At 65.3% G+C, this 21,640-nt stretch carries 18 protein-coding genes; 11 read left to right on the top strand and 7 right to left on the bottom strand.

The genetic code is table 11. The features are described 5' to 3' along the window. Together VLA96_11775 and VLA96_11770 are read right to left on the bottom strand one after the other, a co-directional pair. The coding region (locus tag VLA96_11775) for a hypothetical protein (GenBank protein HSE49879.1) at positions 1–689 on the bottom strand (689 nt) is incomplete at its 3' end. 194 nt (positions 690–883) lie between these two features. After that, a complete protein-coding gene (locus VLA96_11770; protein HSE49878.1) occupies positions 884–1,282 on the bottom strand; it encodes a hypothetical protein in 399 nt (132 codons plus the stop codon). 432 nt (positions 1,283–1,714) lie between these two features. On the opposite strand from VLA96_11770, the gene VLA96_11765 reads away from it, so the two are divergent. The 7 genes from VLA96_11765 to VLA96_11735 all read left to right on the top strand — a co-directional run bounded on the left by VLA96_11765 (position 1,715) and on the right by VLA96_11735 (position 11,091). Beyond that, a complete protein-coding gene (locus tag VLA96_11765) occupies positions 1,715–2,374 on the top strand; it encodes a hypothetical protein (protein HSE49877.1) in 660 nt (219 codons plus the stop codon). 40 nt (positions 2,375–2,414) lie between these two features. Continuing rightward, positions 2,415–3,089, top strand: a complete 675-nt coding sequence (locus VLA96_11760) for a class D sortase (GenBank protein HSE49876.1) — start codon at positions 2,415–2,417, stop codon at positions 3,087–3,089. Positions 3,090–3,195: 106 nt separating this feature from the next. Continuing rightward, positions 3,196–4,575 (top strand): dipeptidase, encoded by a 1,380-nt coding sequence (locus VLA96_11755; protein ID HSE49875.1) that lies wholly within the window; start codon positions 3,196–3,198, stop codon positions 4,573–4,575. 414 nt (positions 4,576–4,989) lie between these two features. Then, a complete protein-coding gene (gene smc / locus VLA96_11750) occupies positions 4,990–8,910 on the top strand; it encodes a chromosome segregation protein SMC (GenBank protein HSE49874.1) in 3,921 nt (1,306 codons plus the stop codon). 360 nt (positions 8,911–9,270) lie between these two features. After that, the gene (locus tag VLA96_11745; protein HSE49873.1) at positions 9,271–10,179 is read left to right on the top strand and encodes a phosphoribosylaminoimidazolesuccinocarboxamide synthase; all 909 of its coding nucleotides are present in this window, start codon (positions 9,271–9,273) and stop codon (positions 10,177–10,179) included. A gap of 10 nt (positions 10,180–10,189) precedes the next feature. Continuing rightward, complete coding sequence (locus VLA96_11740) at positions 10,190–10,765, top strand: CvpA family protein (protein ID HSE49872.1); 576 nt, start codon at positions 10,190–10,192, stop codon at positions 10,763–10,765. Positions 10,766–10,812: 47 nt separating this feature from the next. Then, complete coding sequence (locus VLA96_11735; protein HSE49871.1) at positions 10,813–11,091, top strand: helix-turn-helix domain-containing protein; 279 nt, start codon at positions 10,813–10,815, stop codon at positions 11,089–11,091. 91 nt (positions 11,092–11,182) lie between these two features. Here VLA96_11735 and VLA96_11730 read toward each other — a convergent pair whose 3' ends face one another. Then, positions 11,183–12,553, bottom strand: coding sequence for a hypothetical protein (locus VLA96_11730; protein HSE49870.1), 1,371 nt, complete (start codon positions 12,551–12,553; stop codon positions 11,183–11,185). A gap of 232 nt (positions 12,554–12,785) precedes the next feature. Between VLA96_11730 and VLA96_11725 the strand changes: the two genes are divergently transcribed. From VLA96_11725 to VLA96_11715, 3 genes are all read left to right on the top strand, one after another. Continuing rightward, a complete protein-coding gene (locus VLA96_11725) occupies positions 12,786–13,502 on the top strand; it encodes an SDR family NAD(P)-dependent oxidoreductase (protein ID HSE49869.1) in 717 nt (238 codons plus the stop codon). A gap of 104 nt (positions 13,503–13,606) precedes the next feature. Next, the gene (locus tag VLA96_11720; protein HSE49868.1) at positions 13,607–13,894 is read left to right on the top strand and encodes a YtxH domain-containing protein; all 288 of its coding nucleotides are present in this window, start codon (positions 13,607–13,609) and stop codon (positions 13,892–13,894) included. 72 nt (positions 13,895–13,966) lie between these two features. After that, positions 13,967–14,476, top strand: coding sequence for a hypothetical protein (locus tag VLA96_11715; protein HSE49867.1), 510 nt, complete (start codon positions 13,967–13,969; stop codon positions 14,474–14,476). Between the two features lie 91 nt (positions 14,477–14,567). On the opposite strand, the gene mnmA is transcribed toward VLA96_11715, so the two are convergent. From mnmA to VLA96_11700, 3 genes are all read right to left on the bottom strand, one after another. After that, on the bottom strand, positions 14,568–15,677 hold the full coding sequence (gene mnmA, locus VLA96_11710; protein HSE49866.1) for a tRNA 2-thiouridine(34) synthase MnmA: 1,110 nt from the start codon (positions 15,675–15,677) through the stop codon (positions 14,568–14,570). Between the two features lie 81 nt (positions 15,678–15,758). Further along, positions 15,759–16,928, bottom strand: coding sequence for a cysteine desulfurase family protein (locus VLA96_11705; GenBank protein HSE49865.1), 1,170 nt, complete (start codon positions 16,926–16,928; stop codon positions 15,759–15,761). Between the two features lie 151 nt (positions 16,929–17,079). Continuing rightward, complete coding sequence (locus VLA96_11700) at positions 17,080–18,225, bottom strand: citrate synthase (protein HSE49864.1); 1,146 nt, start codon at positions 18,223–18,225, stop codon at positions 17,080–17,082. 260 nt (positions 18,226–18,485) lie between these two features. On the opposite strand from VLA96_11700, the gene VLA96_11695 reads away from it, so the two are divergent. Continuing rightward, positions 18,486–20,594 (top strand): S46 family peptidase, encoded by a 2,109-nt coding sequence (locus VLA96_11695; protein HSE49863.1) that lies wholly within the window; start codon positions 18,486–18,488, stop codon positions 20,592–20,594. Positions 20,595–20,740: 146 nt separating this feature from the next. On the opposite strand, the gene VLA96_11690 is transcribed toward VLA96_11695, so the two are convergent. Then, on the bottom strand, positions 20,741–21,583 hold the full coding sequence (locus tag VLA96_11690; GenBank protein HSE49862.1) for an amidohydrolase family protein: 843 nt from the start codon (positions 21,581–21,583) through the stop codon (positions 20,741–20,743). Between the last annotated feature and the right edge of the window lie 57 nt (positions 21,584–21,640).

The raw sequence follows: 21,640 nt of genomic DNA, 5'->3' as shown, positions 1-21,640 counted from the left end.
AGCTGCCGGTCGCGCCCCGTGATGAGCTGCATCGGCTCGAACGCCGTCCGGTCCTTCTTCTCGATCGTCCGGTCGTCCGCGATCACGTTCAGCGTGAACTTGCTCTTCTTCGGGTCCGCCTTCTTCAGCTGCAGCGAAATGGTCGAGACCGGCGTCGATTTCCCCTTGTCCAGCGTGAACTCGAAGTAGTTCTTGTCGCCCCGGTGCTTCAGGTATTCCAGGTCCTCGCGCGTTTTCGCGATCAGCCCGCTTTGCTGCCCCAGGTCTCCGATCGTCCGCTCCAGTTTCGCCTTGGTCGCTTCCAGTTCCGTCTTGGTCGCGGCCACGTCCGTCCTCACCGCGCCCACGTCTGTCTTCACGCCCGCGACCTGCTCGCCCACCTGCTTCTGCTGCTCCACCAGCCGCGACTCGCTGGCGCGCTGCTGCCGCTGCAGCTCCGCCGTCCGCGCCGCCAGCTCCTTCTCCGTCATTCCCACTTTCGACGCCAGCGTCTCGGTCGACGCCTTCAGCTTGGCGTCCGTCATTTCCATCTTCTTTTCCATCTCCGCTTGCGATTTCTGCATGGCGTTGATGCGGTCGTGCAGGTTGTAGAACAGCACCAGCGACGCGATCACGTACACCCCCGCCACCGCGATCAGCACGTACTTCACGGCACTGTTCTCGTTGCTCTCGACCGGTTCGTCGGACATGGCTCTGCCTTTCGGTTGTCAGGGTAGCGGCGCAGCCACATTGTTGTGCAGGAGCTCTGGACTGTCAATCCGGCCCCAAAACACAAAGGGCACGGCTTCAGCCGTGCCGCCACGTCATCTCCCAACACTTGCAGCCGGCTTAGCCGGCGAGAAGAAAGGCGCGGCCCTCAGGCCGCGCCCCAGAAGGATCGCTCTTAGTGGGAGACAGCCGCCCGCTGCGCTGGTCGCTCCGGGCGCCCCAGCATCTGGAACTCGGCGTACTGCCGCGCGTTGGCGGCGATCGCCGACCACGGCACCTCGAGCCCCGTCACGAATACTTTCTTCCAGCCCAGCTTCGCGCCTGCCGCGCACAGTTGTGCCAGCTCGTCGATCTCGCCGTAGCTGTAGGTGACGCGCAGGAAGTGGTTGCCGTTCTCTTCTTTCCACTCCGTGCACGAAGGCTTCAGGTGCGCCAGCTTGCGCGCCCGCTGAAAGTCGGTGGTGCCGTCATTCTGCAACAGGACCGTGAAGCCGTCGTAGCCGAGCATCAGACCGCAGCGGTCGCACAGTGTGTACGCGCGTACGCCGCTCGAACAACGCGGACATCTCGTCATGCAAAACCCTCCGTGACTTCGTTCGTTAAAAACTTTTCTCCCTTGTTAGATGCAACTGCTGCCCTGATTGTGCAAGATTCGATTTCGCTTCGCAATAACTTTTCTGACACGCGCTCTCCCGGCGCTCTCCAGGTTTTCCTGCGCGACTCCGGAGGTTCCTCTCTTCCGGGTACAGAAACGCGTCGTGCGGTCATTCTGCCGGCCCTCGTTTCCCTTCTTGTCATTGCGGAGCAGCCGACACGCCAAGCAGGACAGAAAGTATTTCCTCCTCTCCTCCTGTTTCATTTCGCAGGCGCCGGCCATGCTCTGCGCCACGTTCATCAACTCTGGATTTTTCGCAGCAACTCTGGCTCGGCCGAGCAACTTTGGACGCCGAACCTCAATCCCACTATGCAGTTGTTCCCCGCCTGCAGTCGTCGCTTTGAGGAGACCATGCCCCGCCGCAGCTTCGTCTTCCCGTTCATCCTCGCGCTTGCCGTCTTCGGCGTCGCGCAGACCACTGCCCCCGCTCCCGCGTCTTCGCTTCGCATCATCGCGCCGCGTTCCGGAGAGAAGATTTCCGCCAACTTCGTCACCGTGCGCTTCGAGCTGATGGATCCCGGCGCCAGCGCCGACTCGTCACCGAACTACCAGGTTCGCCTCGACGGCCGCGACCCCGTCCGCACCACCGACACCGAGTTCACCTTCAGCGGACTCACCCCCGGAGCCCACACCGTGATGGTCGAGCTGGTCGATGCCAACGGCACTCCCATCACCGGCACTCGCGTGCAGGCTCGCTTCACCGTCGCATCGCAGCCCATGCCCGCCGACACCGTCCCCGATCACACCGACATCGTCCGCCAGACCTCGTTGGCCGGCGGCGCGCGCTTTCTTCCCGCCGTCTACACTTGGGTCGAGCGCGACCCCGCGCCGCTGGACGACACGCAACCACCTGCGCCACAGGATGACTCCGCCTCTCCGGACGCGGAACAGCCCGCTTCCCCCGGCGCCGGCAAGCAGCTTCCGCGCAGTTCCAGCGCGCTCCCGCTGCTTTCGGTCATCGGACTCGGCGCCCTGCTCGGCGGCCTGGCCTCCGCCATGCGGACGCGCTGACCCCGAGGTGTGACTCTGGATTTCCGCATCTAAGGAACGCATGGACACGCGTCGCCTCTGTCAACGGCTCAACAACATGTGGCGGCGGCCGCTGTGGCGCGGCCTTACCCTCCAGCGCTCCTGGCCCTATGCCCTCATGCTGGCGGGCCTCCTTCTCCTTCTCTACGTCGGCTCGCAATACGGCACCATGTTCTGGGAGCAGCGCCGCCTTGCGCGTCAGTGGGAGGAGCGCAACGCTTCCGGCGCGAACCCGGCCGCCACCGCAACCGTCTCCGACGACGGCCTCATCCGCGTCTCCATCCCGAAGATCGACCTCGACGCCATCGTCGTCGAGGGTACCAGCCACAAGCAGCTGCTCGTCGGCCCCGGCCGCATCACCACCACCGCTCTCCCCGGCGAGACCGGCAATGCCGTCATCACGGCCCACCGCGACACCTTCTTCCGCCACATCTATGAGCTGAACAAGGGCGACGAGATCGTCGTCCGTCGCGCCGGCGAAGTCTTCCGTTTCGAAGTCACCGGCAAGAAGATCGTCGACCCCTCCGACGTCTCCGTCCTCCGCGCCACCAAGGAGCCGCGCCTCACGCTCATCACCTGCTACCCGACGTACTACATCGGCCCCGCGCCCGAGCGCCTCGTCGTCTTCTCCAAGCTCATCGACCGCGCGCCCGACAACGCGCGCGCCTCGACCGCTGGCAGCGGCGCCTCTCACTGAACTGCTCGCGCCGGCGTCTCTCGCCCGCGCCGCTGTGCACCGGACTGTGGGCGGTGGACTATACTGAAATGTTTCTTAACGCCCTCTTTCCGCATCGGAGAAAGTCATGGCTAGCGCCCCCGCTCTTGATTTCGCGCATCAGAACCAGGAACGCTTCCTCAACGAACTGAAGGACCTCCTTCGCATCCCCAGCGTCAGCACCGCGCCCGAGCACAAGCAGGACGTCCAGCGCGCCGCCCAGTTCGTCGCTGACGAGCTCAAGCGCATCGGCATGGAGAGCGTCGAGATCATCCCCACCAAGGGCCACCCGCTGGTCTACGCCGAATGGCTCCACGCCGCCGGCAAGCCCACCGTGCTCTGCTACGCGCACTACGACGTCCAGCCCGCCGAGCCGCTCGACGAATGGCATTCGCCTCCCTTCGAGCCCACTATCCGCAATAACAACCTCTACGCCCGCGGCGCCGTCGACGACAAAGGCCAGCTCTGGATGCAGGTGAAGGCGCTCGAGGCCCTCTTCCGTGAAGGCAACGGCCGGCTTCCCATCAATGTCAAGATCCTGATCGAAGGCGAGGAAGAAGTCGGCGGCGAGTCCATCGCTGAGTACGTCCGCAAGCAGAAGGCGCGCCTGAAGGCCGACTTCGCCCTCGTCACCGACACCGAGCTGTTCGCGCCCGACCTCCCGACGCTCTGCGTCGGACTGCGCGGCCTCGTCTACACCGAAGTCGAAGCCCAGGGCGCCAAGACTGACCTGCACTCCGGCATGTACGGCGGCGCCGCCCCGAACCCGCTCATCGCGCTCTCCAATATCATCGCGCGCCTCAAAGACGAGAAGTCCGGCAAGATCCTCATTCCCGGCTTCTACAAGGGCGTGAAGAAGCCTTCCGCCGACGAACTCAAAGCATGGAAGCGGCTGCCCTTCAACGAGGAGCACTATCGCAAGACCGAGGTCGGCTCACCCGCGCTCACCGGCGAAAAAGAGTTCTCCGTCCTCTATCGCACCTGGGCGCGCCCCACGCTCGAGGTTCACGGCATGCCTGGCGGCTTCACCGCGCCCGGCGCCAAGACCGTGATCCCGGCGCGCGCTGCCGCGAAGATCTCCATGCGCCTCGTGCCTGACCAGGACCCCGACGACGTCCTGAAGAGATTCACCGCCTACGTGAAGAGACTCACCCCCAAGGGCATCACCATCAGCATCAAGGTCCACTCCAAGGGCGAAGCCATCGTCGTCGGCACCGACAACGAATACGTCAAGGCGGCCAAGGACGCCATGCACGACGTCTTCAAGAAGGACACCGTCTTCATCCGCTCCGGCGGTTCCATTCCCATCGTCGCCGACTTCGAGAACGTCCTGAAGATCCCTTCCATCATGATGGGCATGGGCCTTCCCGACGACAACCTGCACGCGCCCAACGAGAAGTTCCACATCCCCAACTTCTATCGCGGCATCGACAGCCTCATCCGCTTCTTCCAGCGCCTCGCACAGTAGCGCCGGCGTCTCGAAAGCCCCCGACTTTGGTCGGGGGGAGCGCGGGCACCTTGCCCGCGCTTTTTCTCGCTTGGGTAGGCGCCGGCCTCACCCCGGCGCCTCTTCTCTGTCCCCTGTCCACCGCCCACTGTGCACTGACTTTTGTGCTATGCTTTCTCTGCTCTCGTCGTTCTCCCACCTCCCACCTCACCACAATAGGTCCGCTTCCCTGCACCACAGCCTGTGCAGCATCCTGTGGTGGGGAGATGCGACCCACAACATATTGTGGATAAAAGGCTTGACCTCTGTTAACTATGCGGGTACAGTCTCCCCTAACGCAGCCGCGCTGCGCGGGGACTCGTGCAGGCCGGCAGGTTTTTCCGCTCCTTCGTCCAGCCGCGAAGTTCAACGGAGTCAAGCTAGAGGAGTCACGTTTTGCTGAAGCTTAAGAAACTCCAGATCCTCGGCTTTAAGTCCTTCTGCGACCGCACCGAACTCAAGTTCCACGGCGAGGGTATGGCCGCCATTGTCGGCCCCAACGGTTGCGGCAAGTCCAACATCTCCGACGCCATCTCCTGGGTCCTCGGCGAGCAGAGCGCCAAGACGCTCCGCGGCACCCGCATGGAAGACGTCATCTTCGCCGGCACCCGTGACCGCAAGCCCATGGGCATGGCCGAGGTCTCACTCACCCTCATCGACCCCGAGGTCTACGAAGGCGCCGACCTCGCCGCCGACACCGAGGTCGATATCCAGAACGACCTCCCCGACGACTGGGATGAAGCCCAGATCCGCGCCCGCTCGCAGGAAGACGCCGACAAGTACGTCGAGGAAGTCCAGCCCGGCCAGGAAGAGCTCGCCGAGATGCAGGCAGCCGCCGCTGCCGCCGAAAACCCCGAGGGTGCCCCATCCCTTGCGGAGCAGACTGGCGAAGCCACGTCTGCGGAGCAAAGGGTGGGTCCCGACGTCGTCCTCAAGATTCGCCGCCGCAAGTTCAACACCCGCGACGCCAAGCCCGGCCAGATCACTGTCACCCGCCGCCTCTTTCGCACCGGCGATTCCGAGTACCTCATCAATGGCAAGCTCGCCCGCCTCCGCGACATCCAGGAGATCTTCATGGGCACCGGGCTCGGTCCCGAGAGCTACGCCATCATCGAGCAGGGTCGCATCGGCCAGATTCTCTCCTCCAAGCCGCACGACCGTCGCGCCATCATCGAAGAGGCCGCCGGCATCACCAAGTTCAAGACCAAGAAGCGCCTGGCCGAAGCGCGCCTGGAAGAAGCCAAGCTCAACCTCTCGCGCGTGAACGACATCTTCGAGGAAGTCACGCGCCAGATGAACTCGCTCAAGCGCCAGGCATCCAAGGCCGAGCGCTATTCGAAGCTCCGCGACGAGATGCGCGAGAAGCTGCGCCTCGTCCTCGTCTCCAAGTACGCCGAGCTCCAGCAGCAGGCCGCCCAGTTCGAACACGACCTCGCGCGCCTCGCCGAGGAACTGCAGTCCCGCACCGCCGAGGTCGAGCGCCTCGAGCAGGAGCACTCCGCCGGCACGCAGCGCGGCTACGAGCTTCAGAACGAGACCCAGCGTAATTCTCAGCGCTCGAGCGAGATCACCCTCGAGGTCGATCGCGCCACCGCGCAGCGCGCTCATAACGAAGAGCGCTGCTCCGAGCTGGAAGTCCGCATCGCCGCCGAGGCCGCGGAGCTCGACCGCAATAACGCGCAGCTCGCCACGCTCTCCGGCGAGCTCGCCGCCAACCAGGCCATCGTCGAGACCGCCGCGGCCGACGTCGCCGCCGTCCGCGCCGAGGCCGCGCTCGCTGAGCAGCGCGCTGCTTCCGCCGCCGAGACCCTGGTCTCCCTCGAGCGCGCGCAGGACCACCGCCGCACGCAGATCATGGAGCTCGTCGCTCAGGTTTCCGGCGTGCGCAACCAGATCACGCAGGCCGCCGAGCACGTCGCCGCGCTCGACCGCGAGGCCCAGCGCCTCAGCCGCGAGATCGCCGCGGCCAATGCCGAGATCGAATCCGTCGGCGGACGCCGCTCCGAGCTTGCCGTCGAGTTCGAGTCCGCCACCGCGCGCGTCAACCGGCTCGCCGCCACGGTCGCCGAGACTCGCCACGCCATCGACGCCAAGCGCGCCGCCGAGGCCGCCGGCAAGCAGCGCCTCGACGGCCTCCGCGCCGAATTCGCCTCCGCCCTGGGCAAGCGCTCGTCGCTCGAAGCCGTCATCGCCGAGCATGGCTACTCTACCGAGTCCGTGAAGCGCCTCTTCCAGTCCGGCGTCATCGAGCAGGGCTTCCGCCCGGTCGGCGTCCTCGCCGACTTCCTCGAGGTCGAAGGACAGTACGAGAACGTCGTCGAAGACTTCCTGCGCGACGAGCTCAACTACGTCGTCGTGAAGTCCTGGGACGCCGCCGACGCCGGCTTGCAGACCCTGCGCAACGACGTGGACGGTCGCGCCACCTTCCTCGTCCACCCCAGCGACTCGCAGGCCCGCTTCTCGTTCACCGTTGACGAGTCCACACGCACCGCGCCCCGCACCCAGGGCCGCACCCAGCAGCCTCCCATTGTTCCGCTCAAGAGCTGCATCAAGGTGCTGAACGGTTTCGGCAAGTCGCTCGAGGTCATCCTGCCGAAGTTGCGCGACGGCTACATCACCGCCGACGTTGCCATGGCCCGCGACCTCGCGCTCGAGAATCCCGACGCCTTCTTCCTCTCCGCTTCCGGCGAGTGCTTCCACAACGTCACCGTCACCGGCGGCAAGCAGCGCGCCGAAGGCCCGCTCTCCATGAAGCGCGAGTTGCGTGAGGTCGAGAAGCAGCTCGACAACCTCGAACGCGCTGTCCGCGAAGACGAGCTCAAGGTCGCCACCCTCGGCAAGGAGATCGCCGAGCTCACCTCCCTGCTCGACCACCTCGAAGAGGAGCGCCGCCAAGCCGAGAAGCTCGCGCTCACCTCGGGCCACTCACTCGAGCAGATGTCCGGCGACCTCTCCAAGACCGAGCAGCGCCTCGTCACCTACCGCGCCGAGCTCTCGCGCGTGGAAGCCGACCGCGCCGAGCGCCAGGCCTTCGTCGTCGAGCGCGAGGCTCAGGTCCAGGCGCTCGAATCCACCCGCGCTCAGTTCGAGGCCGAGATGGCCTCCACCCAGGCTTCTCTCGCGGACCTCAACGCCGCCCGCGACGCCGCTGCCCACGCTGCCAGCGAGACCCAGGCGCGCCTCGCTGCCATGGACGAGCGCCGCAAGGGCGCCGAAGCCTCACTCCAGCGCATCCAGGCGCTGGTCCAGGAGGTCTCGCTCCGCGTCAATGCGCTCGAATCGCAGATCGCCTCCGCTCGCGGCGAGCAGGAGCTACGCCAGGCACAGAACGGCCACCTCTCCCAGCAGCTCGTCGCGCTCGAAGCCGAACGCGCCACCGTGCAACAGCGCGGCGCCGAGCTTCAGCAGGAAGCCGAAGCGCTCCGCTCCGCGCTGCTGGCGATGGAAGACCAGCTTAAGTCGCTCCGCCTCTCGCTCGACGCCGCTCGCGACCGCCGCGGTGAGCTTTCCGCCTCCGCCGCCAAGCTGCAGTCCGACATGCAGCACATGGCCGAGAGCTGCCTGAACGATCTCAGCGTCTCCATCGACGCTCTGCAGGCCGACGAAACCCTCCTCCGCGTCTCCGGCGAAGTCCTTGCCACCGAAGAAGCCATGGTCCGCGAGATGCGCGCCCGCCTCGACTCCATGGGCCCGGTCAACATGATGGCCCTCGAGGAGTACAAGGAGACCGCCGACCGCCACGCCGTTCTCGAGACTCAGCGCAAGGACCTCATCGCGGCCATCGAGAACACCCAGGCCACCATCAAGGAGATCGACCAGGTCTCCAAGGAGAAGTTCCAGGAAGCCTTCGATCGCATCAACGAGAACTTCCAGCTCACCTTCCGCAAGCTCTTCGGCGGCGGCCAGGCCTTCATGCGCCTCACTGACCTCGAGAACTCCGCCGAGTCCGGCATCGACGTCGTTGCCTCGCCTCCCGGCAAGAAGCTGCAGAACGTCCTGCTGCTCTCCGGTGGCGAGAAGGCTCTCACGGCTCTCGCGCTCCTGGTCGGCATCTTCCAGTACCAGCCGAGCCCCTTCTGCATCCTCGACGAGGTCGACGCTCCGCTCGATGAAGCCAACGTCGGTCGCTTCAACGAGCTCGTCCGCGAGATGAGCGTCCAGACGCAGTTCGTCCTCATCACCCACAGCAAGAAGACCATGTCCATGGCTCCGGTCATGTACGGCGTGACTATGCAGGAACCCGGTGTCTCGAAAGTGCTGTCCGTGAAGTTCGGCCACCACGAGGAGAAACCGCGGCCCGCCGCCGTTGGAGCATGAAGTCGATCAACGGACTTGTAGCCCGGCCGCCTTGGGCTGGGCCGCATTTTTAGCGGGCCTTGGCACCGGTCCGTCACCTTGTCATTCCGAGCCAGGCGCACGCCGGTGTTGCCTGCGCCGAGTCGAGGAATCCCTCTCGCCGGCAGCGCTTCTCCGTCAGCGACGCCTCCCACCGTGACCACTTCACAAATATTTTTCTTCTCACTCGCCCGTGCAAACGCCCGCTCGCGCATTCTTGTCAAGATTTTTCCAGCAAAATAATTTCCCGCTGCTCACGGTTTAATTTTTCACAACGTTGACAAACTTTGTCGCCTCGCTAGAATCTCCTCTGCTTATTCGAAAAAGTTTTTCTCTCTCACCGTGACTCCCAAGACTGCCGATCAAGTCCTGCTGCACACCGATTTCCCCGGGCTGCCTCTCCACGCGTCCGGGAAAGTGCGTGACGTTTACGCGCTCAACGGCAACCTCGTCTTCGTGGCTACCGACCGCATCTCCGCCTTCGACTACGTCCTGGCCACCGGCATCCCTCACAAGGGGCGCGTCCTCACCCAACTCTCGCTCTTCTGGTTCGACTTCCTGCAGAAGATCGTTCCCAACCATCTCGTCACCGCCGACGTCTCCAAGTACCCGGACGCGCTCCAGAAGTATCGCGACCAGCTCGAAGGCCGCTCCATGCTCGTCGCCAAGGCCGACATGGTGGCCGTCGAGTGCGTCGCCCGCGGGTACCTCTCCGGCTCCGGCTGGAAGGAGTACAAGCAGACCGGCGCCGTCTGCGGCATCAAGCTCCCCGCCGGCCTCAAGGAATCCGACAAGCTTCCCGAGCCCATCTTCACTCCGGCCACCAAGGCCGCGAGCGGCCACGACGAGAACATCTCCTTCGCCGACATGGTCAAGCGCGTCGGCCCTGAGCTCTCCGAGCAGCTCCGCGACCTCACGCTCAAGATCTACAAGACCGCCGCCGACTACGCCCTCACCAAGGGCATCATCATCGCCGACACCAAGTTTGAGTTCGGGCACACCGCCGCGGGCCTCACCCTCGCCGACGAGGTGCTCACCCCCGATTCCTCCCGCTTTTGGCCGGCCGACCAGTACAAGCCTGGCGGCGCGCAGGCGTCCTTCGACAAGCAGTTCGTGCGTGACTACCTCGAGTCCATCAAGTGGAACAAGCAGCCTCCCGCGCCGGCTCTTCCGGACGACATCGCCCGCAAGACCAGCGAGAAGTACATCGAAGCGTATCGCCGTCTGACCGGGCGCGAGCTCCCGGCCTGACGCAGTTCTCATGACCACCCTCGATTGGATCTTGATCGGGGTCGTCGCGTTCTCGGTCCTGCTCGCAGCACTACGCGGTTTTTTGTACGAGACCTTCTCCCTGGCCGGCGTGCTCCTCGGTTTCATGCTCGCCGCCTGGGCGTATCCGAAGTTTTCGCCGTGGTTCTTGCAGTATGTGAAGGCGCAGCCGATCGCAGACTTCGGCAGCTTTTGCGCGATCTTTATTTTGACGAGCTTGTTGTTCTCGCTGGCGGGTGAGATCGCCCGCAGCGCCGCCAAGTCCGCCGGACTTCGCCCCGTCGACCGCGTCTTCGGGGGCGCCTTCGGCCTGCTGCGCGGCCTGCTGGCCGGTGCCGTGATCGCGCTCGCCGTCGCCGCCTTCCATCCCCAGTCGATGGCAGGGTCAGTCGTCGGGCGCTACTTCCTGGTGGGCGCGCGCGCCCTGGCGTGGGTCACGCCCGAGGACGTCCGTCGCCAGTTCCGCGAAGGCGCTCTGGCCATCCGCAAGGCGGCACAGGACAAGCTCGCGCCGCAGCAGCAACCGGCCGAGTCGCCCGCCACCGGCGGCCCGCCCAAAAAAGATTAAGCCCGCTCGGCGGGCGTTGCACGGATTCATAGGAAAGAAGGGGCTCTGTGAAGGACCAACTCGAAGCGCTCATCCAGCAGATGCACAAGAGCGGCATCCTCTACTCGGAGGCCGTGCGCGAATTCAAGAAGCGGTTCATCCTGACCGTGCTCGAGCACAACGGCGGCAACCAGTGCCGCGCCGCGCGCGAGCTGGGGATGCACCGCAACACTCTCTCGCGCACCATCGCCGAGCTCAAGCTCGACATCCGCTCGGTCCGCGGCCTCACCCGACGCCCGCCGCGCGGCGAGCGCCCCTTCGCTTTCGACAAGAAAGCCGCCCGGTAACGCAGTTGTGCCCCCGGCCGCCCTCGGACGGGCCGTCCCCTCAAAAACCCAGGGCAGCCCCTCAGGGCTGCCCTGTTCACTTCCCAAGCGACTACCGGCGGCGCCGCGGCGCCTTCCCTGCGGGCTTCTTTGCCGTCAGCAGCGCGCCTTCATTCATCTTGATGACGACCGCCCCGGGGTTGCTGCCCTGCGCCGGAGTGACCTCGTAGCTCACCGGCGTGCCTTGCAGCGCGATCATTTCTCCCGGTTTTGGCATCATGCTCGCCGGGATGGGGCCTGCCATCGTCAGGTCCACGCTGGCGCGATTGTCCTCGATCGCCTGCGCGCTGAACGCGACCATCAGCTGCGTCTTGGACGGCGCCTCGATGATCTTCCCCTGGAACTGCTGCGGCACTCCCTTGAATCCCGTCCACAGCTTCTGCGCCGCTGCCTCGTTGCCGCTTCCCAGGATCATTTCGATCTGGTCCGGGCTCAGCTTGTTGATCGGCGTCGTCGCCATCCATTTGTCTGCCAGCTCCGCTGCGGTCGGCGCCGGTGTCACGTTGAACCCCGCCGGCGGCGTCGGGCTGCTTGCCGCCGTCGCCAGCAGCTGGTCCCAGCCGTCCACGTCGCCGTGGAAGCGGCGATAGCGGCTCTGCACGTAGGTAGTGATCTGCGGCTTCGCCTGCGCCGGTGCCAGATGCACTGCCCGCGCTCCCCAGAACAGTCCTTCCGCCACGATCGGCCTCGCTTCCAGGAACGCCAGCGCTAGCGGATAAACGTCAGAGAAGTTCTCCGGCTGCGCCTCCACCGACATCTTCAGGTGCTGCTGCGCGGTCGGATAGTCCTTCATCTGCAGCGCCGCGAATCCCAACCCGCCGTGGAACACCGTCCCGAACAGCGCCTTGCGCTTCGTCCAGTCCGCATCCGGGATGCCTTCCGGCTTCGGGGCACATTGCAGCGCCGCCAGCCCGCGCTGCGCCATGTCCCGCATCTGCTGCAGCTTCGGGTCGTTGGCTCCCGAGATCGACCCGCGCAGGTTCAGCACGCTGATCACCAGGCCCGCCAAGCTGTTCGGATTCGCCTGCAGCAGCCGGTTCGCCGCGTCGATCGTCTTCTGCGCATTGCCGGTTTGCTGATATGCGCCCACCAGTTGCTCCAGCGCGTCCTCCTTCACCACGGTGTTCGGATAGCGCGTCAGGAAGTCTTCCAGCCCGGAGATCTTCTGGTTCGCGTCCGGTGCCTGCAGCGCTCCGACGTACGAGTTATATTCCGCCGGGTCCTTGATCTCTTTCTTCTGCTGCGTAGCTGGCGGGCACCCCGGTGCCGCCGGTTGTGCGGCCGCCGGCTGGCCGGCGGGCTGCTGCCCCGCGCCTGCCGCTGGCTGCTGCGCGGACCCCACTCCGCCCCCCGCGGGCTGTTGGGCCGCGGCCATCGCCGCAACCGCCACCGCAAGCACGAGCACTACTAGCACCTTCTTCATCCCTTGCTCCTTCTAGAACTCTGAGGAAAGACGTCTCTGGGACCGCGGGCGCGCACTCCCCTCTCGCCCTGGACCGCCTTCGCTTGCGCGAAGCCCGGCCGACTTGCAGACGGTGGATTATAAGAATGCACTCCACCTAAGGCAAGTTGCGTCCTATGAAAGTGTTACCCTTTCCTGTACCTACTATGATGCGTCCAGCAGCTTCGCTGGATGTTTTTGACACCGCCTACTTATGACTTCCCCCTCGCTTTCTTCCCAAGTCGCCTTGGTCACCGGTGGCGGACGCGGCATCGGAGCCGCCATTGCCGAGCGCTTGGCAACCCTGGGCGCGGCCGTAGTCGTCTGTGGCCGTTCTCCTAGGCCCCTCGAGGCCACCGCCGCCAGGATCCGTGCTGCCGGCGGCCGGGCCGAGCCCTTCGAATGCGACGTTCAAGACCTCGCCTCGGTCGAGCGCGCCGCCGAGCGCCTCCGCCAGACCTTCGCCCGCCTCGACATCCTCGTCAACAACGCCGGCATCGGCGGCTTCGGCGGGCCACTCCACAAGATGTCGCCCGGCGAATGGGACTCCGTCCTCAATACCAACCTGCGCGGCGTGTACTACTGCATCCGGGCCTTCACCCCGCTGCTGCTGGAGCGCGGCGGTCACATCATCAACATCAGTTCCATCGCGGGAAAGAATGCCCTGCCCAACGGCGCCGCCTACGCCGCCTCCAAGTGGGGTTTGAACGGCCTCAGCTACTCCGTCGCCGAAGAGCTCCGCGGCCAGAACATCCGCGTCTCGGTGGTCTGCCCCGGTTCGGTCGATACCGAGCTCTCCCCGCATACCGGCAAGGACCCCAAGAAGATGCTCCAACCCGCCGACGTCGCCCACACCGTCGCCATGCTCGCCACCCAGGCCCCTCAGTCCTTCGCCAGCGAGATCATCCTCCGCCCCACCCAGAAGCCCTGATTCTCGCCCCTTTTCGACTCTTGTCCACTGTCCGCCGTCCACTGTCCACTGCCCACTCCCCCGTGCTAACATCACTCTCTTCGAGTTCTACCCCAGGAGGTTCTATGTCTGAGAGAGACGGCAATGGCTTCATGTGGTTCCTGGCGGGACTCGGCCTCGGCGCACTCGTAGGCGTTCTTTACGCCCCGCGCTCCGGCCGCGAGACCCGCGAGCAGCTCCTCCGCCAGGCGGAAGAGGGCCGCGACTGGGCGCGCGAGCGCACTCGCGACGCTCGCGACCAGGCCAACCAGTGGGTCGAGCGCGGCAAGGATGTCGTCCGCGCGCAGAAAGAGCAGATCGGCTCCGCCATCGAGGCGGGCCGCTCCGCGTACCGTTCCGCCACCGACAAATAACGCTGGGAGGCGCCGGCCACTCGCCGGCGCGCACCATCGTTGACATGTTTTAGGCTACGTTAGGGTGAGAAGATGGATCCGCAACTCATGACGCTGTTCATCGCGATCACGTCCGTCGCGGTCGTGATCCAGGCCGGCATCCTGGTCGCACTCTTCATCTCCCTGCGCAAGACCAGCGCCCGCATGATGGTCATGGCCGAGCAGGTCCAGTCTCGCGCCGTGCCCGCGCTCGAGTCCGCGCAAACCATCCTCGCCGACACCGGCCCCAAGCTCCAGACCATCACCTCCAACCTCGTCGAGGTCACCTCCACGCTCAAGTCCCAGGTCGAGCGCGCCGACGTCACCGTCGCCGACATGCTCGACCGCACCCGCCTCCAGATCATCCGCGCCGACGAGCTCGTCTCCCGCGCCATGGACCGCGTCGAAGAGACCACCGAGATGGTCCAGCACTCCGTCATCTCGCCTGTCCGCCAGATCTCCGCCATCATCCAGGGCGTCACCGCCGGCGTCGGCGCCTTCTTCGGCAAGCGCATGCGCGGCGACCAGGAATCCGCCGAGCAAGACGAAGAACTCTTCATCTGAGTCCCGAGTTGCGAGTACCGAGTACCGGAAAAAAACAACGGCAGCCAAATCGGCTGCCGTTTTGATTTCACTCCGTACTCGGTACTCGGTACTACCCGATCCAGCCGCCTCCAACGACGATGTCCCCCTCATAGAACACCGCCGCCTGCCCCGGCGTGATCGCGCGCTGCGCCTCGTCGAACTCCACGCGCACGGCATCGCCATCAGGCGCGATCGTCGCCGCCGCCGGCTCGTGCCGATTGCGGATCTTCACCGTCACCCGCACCGGCTGCCGCAGTTCCTCGATCGCGATCCAGTTCAGCCGCCGCACCACCATCCTCTTCGCATACAGGTCCTCACTGCCGCCGACCACCACCTGCTTCTTGTCGCCGCGCAGTTCGATCACGTACAGCGGCGAACCTGTCGCCACCCCCAGCCCCTTTCGCTGCCCGACCGTGAAGTTGTGGACGCCTTCGTGGCGCCCCATCACTTCGCCGGAAGCGCTCACCAGCTCGCCTGCCGTGTCCGGCAGGCTCTCGCCCTGCTCCGCCAGGTACGCGTCGAGGAACTGCTTGTAGTCGCCGTTCGGGACGAAGCATATCTCCTGCGAATCCGGCTTCTCCGCCACCGCCAGCCCGTACTCCTCCGCCTTCGCCCGCACCTCCGGCTTGGTCAGCTGGCCCAGCGGGAACAGCGTCCGCGCCAGCATCGCCTGCGTCAGCCCGAACAGGAAATAGCTCTGGTCCTTCGCCTTGTCCTTCGGCCGCAGCAGCAGCCACCGCCCGCGCCCCTCGTCGTACTCGACGCGCGAGTAGTGCCCGGTCGCGATCTTGTCCGCCCCGATCTGCTGCGCCTCGCGCAGGAAGTCGGCAAACTTGATGTGGCTGTTGCACAGCGAGCACGGGATCGGCGTCCGCCCGCTGAGATACTCCGCCACGAACGGCTTCACCACGTCCTGCTCGAACCGCCGCTCGTGGTTCACCACGTAGTACGGGATCTCCAGCCGCTCCGCCACGCGCCGCGCGTCATACACGTCGTCCAGCGAGCAACACCGCCCCGTGACCTCTTCGGTCATCCCGTTCTTCCCGGCCAGCCGCTTCTGGTTCCACAGCTGCATCGTCAGCCCGACCAGCGCGTGCCCCTCCGCGCGCAGCATCGCCGCCGCGGTCGAGGAATCCACCCCGCCCGACATCGCCACCGCGATGGTCTGCTGCTTCTTCATTCGAGACTCATGTGGAGGCGGGCGACTCGCCCGCCGGCTTTCTCTGTGAACCTCTGCGCTCTCTGTGGTCTCTGGTAGGTGTTACCGCGTCGCCGCCGGCGCCCGCCTCCACGTCGGCGATATCTCCCTCAACCGCGCCACCGCCTCCGGCACCACGGTCAACGCATACTCAATGTCCTCGGCGGTTGTGAGCTTCGAAAGGCTCCACCGGATCGACCCGCGCGCCCGCTGCGCGCCCAGCCCCAACGCCAGCAGCACCGGGCTGGGCTCGATCGCGCCGCTGGAGCACGCCGCGCCCGTCGCCACGGCCACGCCCTTCAGGTCGAGCGCGATCAGCAGCGGCTCGCCCTCGATGTGGTCGAAGAAGACGTTGGACGTGTTGGGCACGCGCGGCGCGCCCTCGCCGTTCACCCCGCATTCTTCGATCGTCCGCAGGATGCTCTGCTCCAGCCGGTCGCGCAGCTCGGCCACCCGCGCCATTGTCCCGTCTTCCACCGCCTGCTTCGCGATCTCGCACGCCTTTCCCAGCCCGACGATCCCCGGCACGTTCTCCGTGCCCGGCCTGCGCCCGCGCTCGTGCGTCCCGCCGTACATCAGCGGCCGCACCACCGACCCCTTGCGCACGTACAGCGCGCCCACACCCTTCGGCGCGTGCAGCTTGTGCCCCGAGATCGCCAGCATGTCGCACCCGATCTTCTCCACGTCCACCGCGATCTTCCCCGCCGCCTGCACACCGTCGGTGTGGAACCACACGTCGGCCTCGCCCGCGATCTTCCCGATCTCCTCCACCGGCTGGATAGACCCCGTCTCGTTGTTCGCGTACATGATCGAGATCAGCTTCGTGTTCGGCCGCAGCGCCTTCCGCACGTCGTCCGGATCGACCAGGCTGCGGCTGTCCACTCCCAGGTACGTGACTTCGATTCCTCGCTTTTCCAGCTCCTGGCACGAGTTCCGTACCGCGGCGTGCTCGATCTTCGACGTCACCACGTGGTCGCCCGCCTCGCAGACTCCGAAGATCGCCTTGTTGTCGCCCTCCGTCCCGCCCGACGTGAACACGATCTCCGCCGGACGCGCCCCGATCAGCGCCGCCACCTGCTCCCGCGCCCGCTCCACCGCCGCCCGCGCCTGCTGCCCGTACCAGTGGATGGAGGCCGCGTTGCCGAACTCCCCCTCCAGGTAGGGCCTCATCGCCTCGAGCACCGCCGGCAGCACTGGCGTCGTCGCGTTATTGTCCAGGTACACCCTGCGCATATGTCTATTTTACGGCCTCTCCAGAGACATCGCTGTCATTCCGAGCGACGAGCGCGCGGCGCGAGGAGTCGGGGGACCACGCCTTGCACATAAAACGTCGCGGCGGGCCGCAGCCCGCCGCATCCTTCCACTCGGTACCCGGTACTCGGTACTAGTGTCGCTGCTCCATCGGCACGTACTTCTCAGGATACTTCGGGCCCATGTACTCCGCCCGCGGCCGGATCAGCCGGTTGTCGTCGAGCTGCTCGATCACGTGCGCCGTCCACCCCGAGATGCGGCTCACCGCGAAGATCGGCGTGAACAGGTCGATGTCGATCCCCAGCGTCGTGTACGTCGACGCCGAGTAGAAGTCCACGTTCGCGTTCAGCTTCTTCTCCGCGTTGATGTACTTCTCGATCGCCCGCGACATCTCGAACCACTTCGCATTCCCGCTCGACTTGCCCAGGTCCTCGCTCATCTTCCGCAGGTGCGTCGCCCGCGGGTCTTCCGTGTGGTACACGCGGTGACCGAAGCCCGGCACCTTCTTCTTCTCTGCCAGCATCTGCTTCACGAACTCGACCGCGTCCTTCTTCTGCTTGTCGATCGCGAACAGGATGCGCATCACCGCTTCGTTCGCCCCGCCGTGCAGTGGCCCTTTCAGCGCCCCGATGGCGCCGGTGATCGACGAATGCACGTCCGAAAGCGTCGCCGCGATCACGCGCGCCGCGAACGTCGACGCGTTCAGCTCGTGGTCCGCGTGCAGGATCAGCGCGATGTCCAGCGCCTTCTCCGCCGTCTTCGACGGCTTCTCCCCGTTCAACTGCCACAGGAAGTTCCCCGCGTGCGACAGCGTCTGGTCCGGCTCCACTGCTTCCTTGCCCTTCCGGATCCGGTCATACGACGCCACGATCATCGCGATCTGCGAGGTCAGCCGCAGGCTCTTCCGCACGTTCGCGTCGTGGTCGTTGTTGTTCTCGTCCGGATCGTAGAAGCTCAGCGCGCTCACCGCCGTCCGCAGCACCTCCATCGGCAGCGCGTGCTTCGGGAACTTCCGCATCATGTCGTAGATCGCCGGGTCGATCTTGCGCTCCAGCGCCAGCTTGCGCTTCAGGTCGTCCAGTTCCGACTGCGTCGGCAGCTTCCCGTGCCACAGCAGGTAGCACGTCTCTTCGAACGTCGAGTGGTCCGCCAGTTCGTGGATGTCGATGCCGCGATACGCCAGCACGCCCTTCATCCCGTCGATGTAGCAGATGCTCGACTCCCCCGCGACTACATCTTCCAGCCCGCGCTTTGGGACCGGTGGCGTTGTGGTGGACATGTCTCTGTTCTCCGCTTTCGCTCGCTATAGGATGCTGCTCGGCCGCTCTGGTTGCGCCTTTCCTGCGCTCCGCACACACGGCCGCCGACCGCCCTTTATACTCTATTCCCGCTACGCTTTTCCAACCCCGCTCGTATCCGTTCGCTCGCTGACCCTGTTGGCCCGATGCCTCGATTCCCCGCCTCCTAGCCAAGACTCCATTCCCCAGCTACACTCGTCTGTTCCCATCCCCGGCTTTCCTCGATAAGGAGAAGCTGTCCATGTTCAAACGTCTTTTTGCTAATTTCTGCCTCCTCGCCCTGCTCGCCGCGTACGCCCCCGCCGATGAGGGCATGTGGCTGTTCAACGCCCCTCCCAAGGAGCGCATCCAGAAGAAGTACGGTTTCACCCTCACCCAGCCCTGGCTCGACCATGTCCGCCTCAGCTCCGTCCGCTTCAACAGCGGCGGCTCCGGCTCCTTCGTCTCCGCCGACGGCCTCACCTTCACCAACCACCACGTCGGCGCCGACTGCCTCCAGAAGCTCGGCTCCGGCGAGAAGGACTACATCAAGACCGGCTTCTACGCCAAGACGCAGGCCGAGGAGGTCAAGTGCCCCGACCTCGAGCTCAACAACCTGCTTGAGATCACCGACGTCACCGCCCAGGTCCACGGCGCCGTCACCCCCGGCATGTCCACCGCCGACGCCGGCAAGGCCCAGCGCGCCGCCATGTCCAAGCTTGAGTCCGGCTGCGCCGACCCCAAGAACAACATCCGCTGCGACGTCGTCACCCTCTACTCCGGCGGCATGTATCACCTCTACAAGTACAAGAAGTACACCGACGTCCGCCTCGTCTTCGCGCCCGAGTTCGGCATCGCCTTCTTCGGCGGCGACCCCGACAACTTCGAGTTCCCGCGCTACGACCTCGACATCACCTTCTTCCGTATTTATGAGAACGATAAGCCGGTAAAGCTCGACCATTACTTCAAGTGGTCCACCGGCAACGTCAAGCAAGGCGACCTGCTCTTCGTCTCCGGACACCCTGGCTCCACCGGCCGCCTCAACACCATGGCCCAGCTCGAGTTCCTGCGCGACGTCAGCTACCCCTGGCGCCTCGACCTCTACAAGCGCCTCATCCCCAAGCTCAAGGACTTCGCTTCCAAGTCCGACGAGAACCGCCGCATCGCCCAGGAGAACATCTTCGGCTTCGAGAACTCGCAGAAGGCCATCACCGGCTACCAGTCCGGCCTCACCAACCACGACCTGATGGCCAAGAAGGCCGAGGGCGAGAAGAAGATGCGTGCCGGCATCGACTCCGACCCCAAGAAGAAAGCCGAGTTCGGCGCTGCCTGGGACGAGATCGCCAAGGCCATGCAGGTGCAGCGCGACATCTTCGATCACCTGCAGTACGTCGAGCGCGGCTCCGGCTTCCGTAGCGAGCTCTCCGGCAAGGCGCACGACCTGGTGCGCGTCGCCGCCGAGAAGCAGAAGCCCAACGCCGAACGCCTGCGCGAGTACCGTGAGAGCGCCCTGCCTTCCGTCGAGCAGGAACTCCTCTCCACCGCGCCCATCTACAAATCGCTCGATGTGCTCATGATGACCGACGCCCTCGCGGACATGGCGCAGCGCCTCGGCCCCAACGACCCCGTCGTCAAGCGTGCGCTCCAGGGCAAGACCCCCGAGGAGGCCGCGAAGTTCTACATCGAGGGCTCCAAGCTTGACGACGTCGCCGTCCGCAAGGCCCTCTACGAGGGCGGCGCCGACGCCATCGCCAAGTCCGATGACCCGCTCATCGCCCTCTGGCGCGACATCGACCCCGACGCTCGCGCCGCCCGCAAGCGCTACGACGACGAGGTCGACGCCGTCGTCCGCAAGAACGGCGGCCTCATCTCCAAGGCGCGCTTCGCCGAGGGCGGCCTCGACCTCTACCCCGACGCCACCTTCACCCTCCGCCTCAGCTACGGCCCGGTGAAAGGCTTCGTCGAAGACGGCCGCGGCATCGTCCCCAAGGGCACCAAGGTCGCGCCCTTCACCACCATGGCCGGCACCTTCAAGCACGCCCAGGAGCACGGCAACAAGGGCGACTACGCACTCCCCGAGTCCTGGATGAAAGCCAAGTCCAGGATCAAGGGCAACACTCCCTTCAATGCCATTACCACCGCTGACATCATCGGCGGCAACTCCGGCTCACCGGTCATCAACCAGGCCGGCGAGGTCGTCGGCATCATCTTCGACGGCAACATCCAGTCCCTGCCCTGGAACTTCCAGTACGAGGACGAGATCGGACGTTCCGTCCACGTGGACTCGCGCGGCATCATGGAAGCGCTGCGCTCCGTCTACCACGCCACCGACCTGGCCAACGAACTCTCCACCGGCAAGGCGGGAAAATAAACAGGTAGGCGCCGGCGACTCGCCGGCGCAAACACTTCGGGCCGCCCCTCGGCGGCCCGTTTTCTTTCTCGTGAGGTCACGCTGTCATCCTAAGCGCGGCGTCCCTGGCCGCGCGAAGGACCTCATCCCCTGCGCTGCATCCTGAGTTACGCCGGCCATATCCCCAGCGCCGTCCCACCCAATATCTGCTGCTTCGCCGCGTCGCTCAGCGGCAGCCCGCGGAATTCGGCCAGGTTCTTCTGCATGTCCGGGATCCCCGGCCCCGGCCAGTCCGTCCCGAACAGCGTCTTTGCGGCGATCTCCTCGATCCGCGGGAAATACTTGAGCAGCGACTTCGGTGGTATCCCCGAAATATCCAGGTAAACGTTCGGATGCCGCCGCACCAGGAAGAACGCGCTCTCCATCCACAGCGGCCGCCCGCCGTGCGCCAGCAGGATCTTCAGCTTCGGGAAGTCCACCGCCACGTCGTCCACGTACATCGGGTCGCCGTACTTGTTCCGCGCTCCGGGGAAGATCGACGTCCCCGTGTGGAACATCACCGGGATCCCGTTCGCCTCCGCCGCCCGATAGATGATCTCCAGCTCCTTCACCCCGTTCAGGTAATCGTTGGGGTACAAGAGCTGGTGCGGCGGATGCACCTTCAGCATCCGGATCCCCAGCCGCACGATCTGCTCCATGTCGGCGAGCACGTTGCTGGTATGCCGCGGATGCACGCTGCCGCATGGGATCAGCCGCTTCGGCGCCGCCTTCACGTACTCCGCGATGAACTGGTTCACCGCCGGCGTGAATCCCATCACCTCCGGCGCCACGTAGTTGATCAGCACCGCGCGGTCCACCCCGATCGCGTCCAGGTGCTTCAAGAACACCGCCGGCGACTTGCAGCACTCGATGACGAACTCGTAGTTCGCCCGCTTGCGCTTCATCGCCTCCAGCGCCGCCGGCTTGAACATGTCATACGGCTGGATGTGTATGTGACAGTCAGTGATCAAGAGATGTGGTCAGTGGCCAGTTGCCAGTCGTCAGTTATATCAGGTGGGTGGGCGCCG

Source organism: Terriglobales bacterium (genome assembly GCA_035457425.1).
GTDB lineage: Bacteria > Acidobacteriota > Terriglobia > Terriglobales > Acidobacteriaceae > JACPNR01.
Note: the sequence above shows the minus strand (reverse complement) of the source record. Positions and strands in the feature narration are given on the sequence as shown.

Excerpts from the sequence above, each read along its gene's own strand:
- VLA96_11740 (HSE49872.1), top strand. The coding sequence starts at position 10,190 with ATGACCACCCTCGATTGGATCTTGATCGGGGTCGTCGCGTTCTCGGTC.
- VLA96_11770 (HSE49878.1), bottom strand. The coding sequence starts at position 1,282 with ATGACGAGATGTCCGCGTTGTTCGAGCGGCGTACGCGCGTACACACTG.
- VLA96_11755 (HSE49875.1), top strand. The coding sequence starts at position 3,196 with ATGGCTAGCGCCCCCGCTCTTGATTTCGCGCATCAGAACCAGGAACGC.
- VLA96_11715 (HSE49867.1), top strand. The coding sequence starts at position 13,967 with ATGGATCCGCAACTCATGACGCTGTTCATCGCGATCACGTCCGTCGCG.
- VLA96_11730 (HSE49870.1), bottom strand. The coding sequence starts at position 12,553 with ATGAAGAAGGTGCTAGTAGTGCTCGTGCTTGCGGTGGCGGTTGCGGCG.
- VLA96_11760 (HSE49876.1), top strand. The coding sequence starts at position 2,415 with ATGGACACGCGTCGCCTCTGTCAACGGCTCAACAACATGTGGCGGCGG.
- VLA96_11695 (HSE49863.1), top strand. The coding sequence starts at position 18,486 with ATGTTCAAACGTCTTTTTGCTAATTTCTGCCTCCTCGCCCTGCTCGCC.
- VLA96_11725 (HSE49869.1), top strand. The coding sequence starts at position 12,786 with ATGACTTCCCCCTCGCTTTCTTCCCAAGTCGCCTTGGTCACCGGTGGC.
- VLA96_11720 (HSE49868.1), top strand. The coding sequence starts at position 13,607 with ATGTCTGAGAGAGACGGCAATGGCTTCATGTGGTTCCTGGCGGGACTC.
- mnmA (HSE49866.1), bottom strand. The coding sequence starts at position 15,677 with ATGAAGAAGCAGCAGACCATCGCGGTGGCGATGTCGGGCGGGGTGGAT.
- VLA96_11705 (HSE49865.1), bottom strand. The coding sequence starts at position 16,928 with ATGCGCAGGGTGTACCTGGACAATAACGCGACGACGCCAGTGCTGCCG.
- VLA96_11700 (HSE49864.1), bottom strand. The coding sequence starts at position 18,225 with ATGTCCACCACAACGCCACCGGTCCCAAAGCGCGGGCTGGAAGATGTA.
- VLA96_11765 (HSE49877.1), top strand. The coding sequence starts at position 1,715 with ATGCCCCGCCGCAGCTTCGTCTTCCCGTTCATCCTCGCGCTTGCCGTC.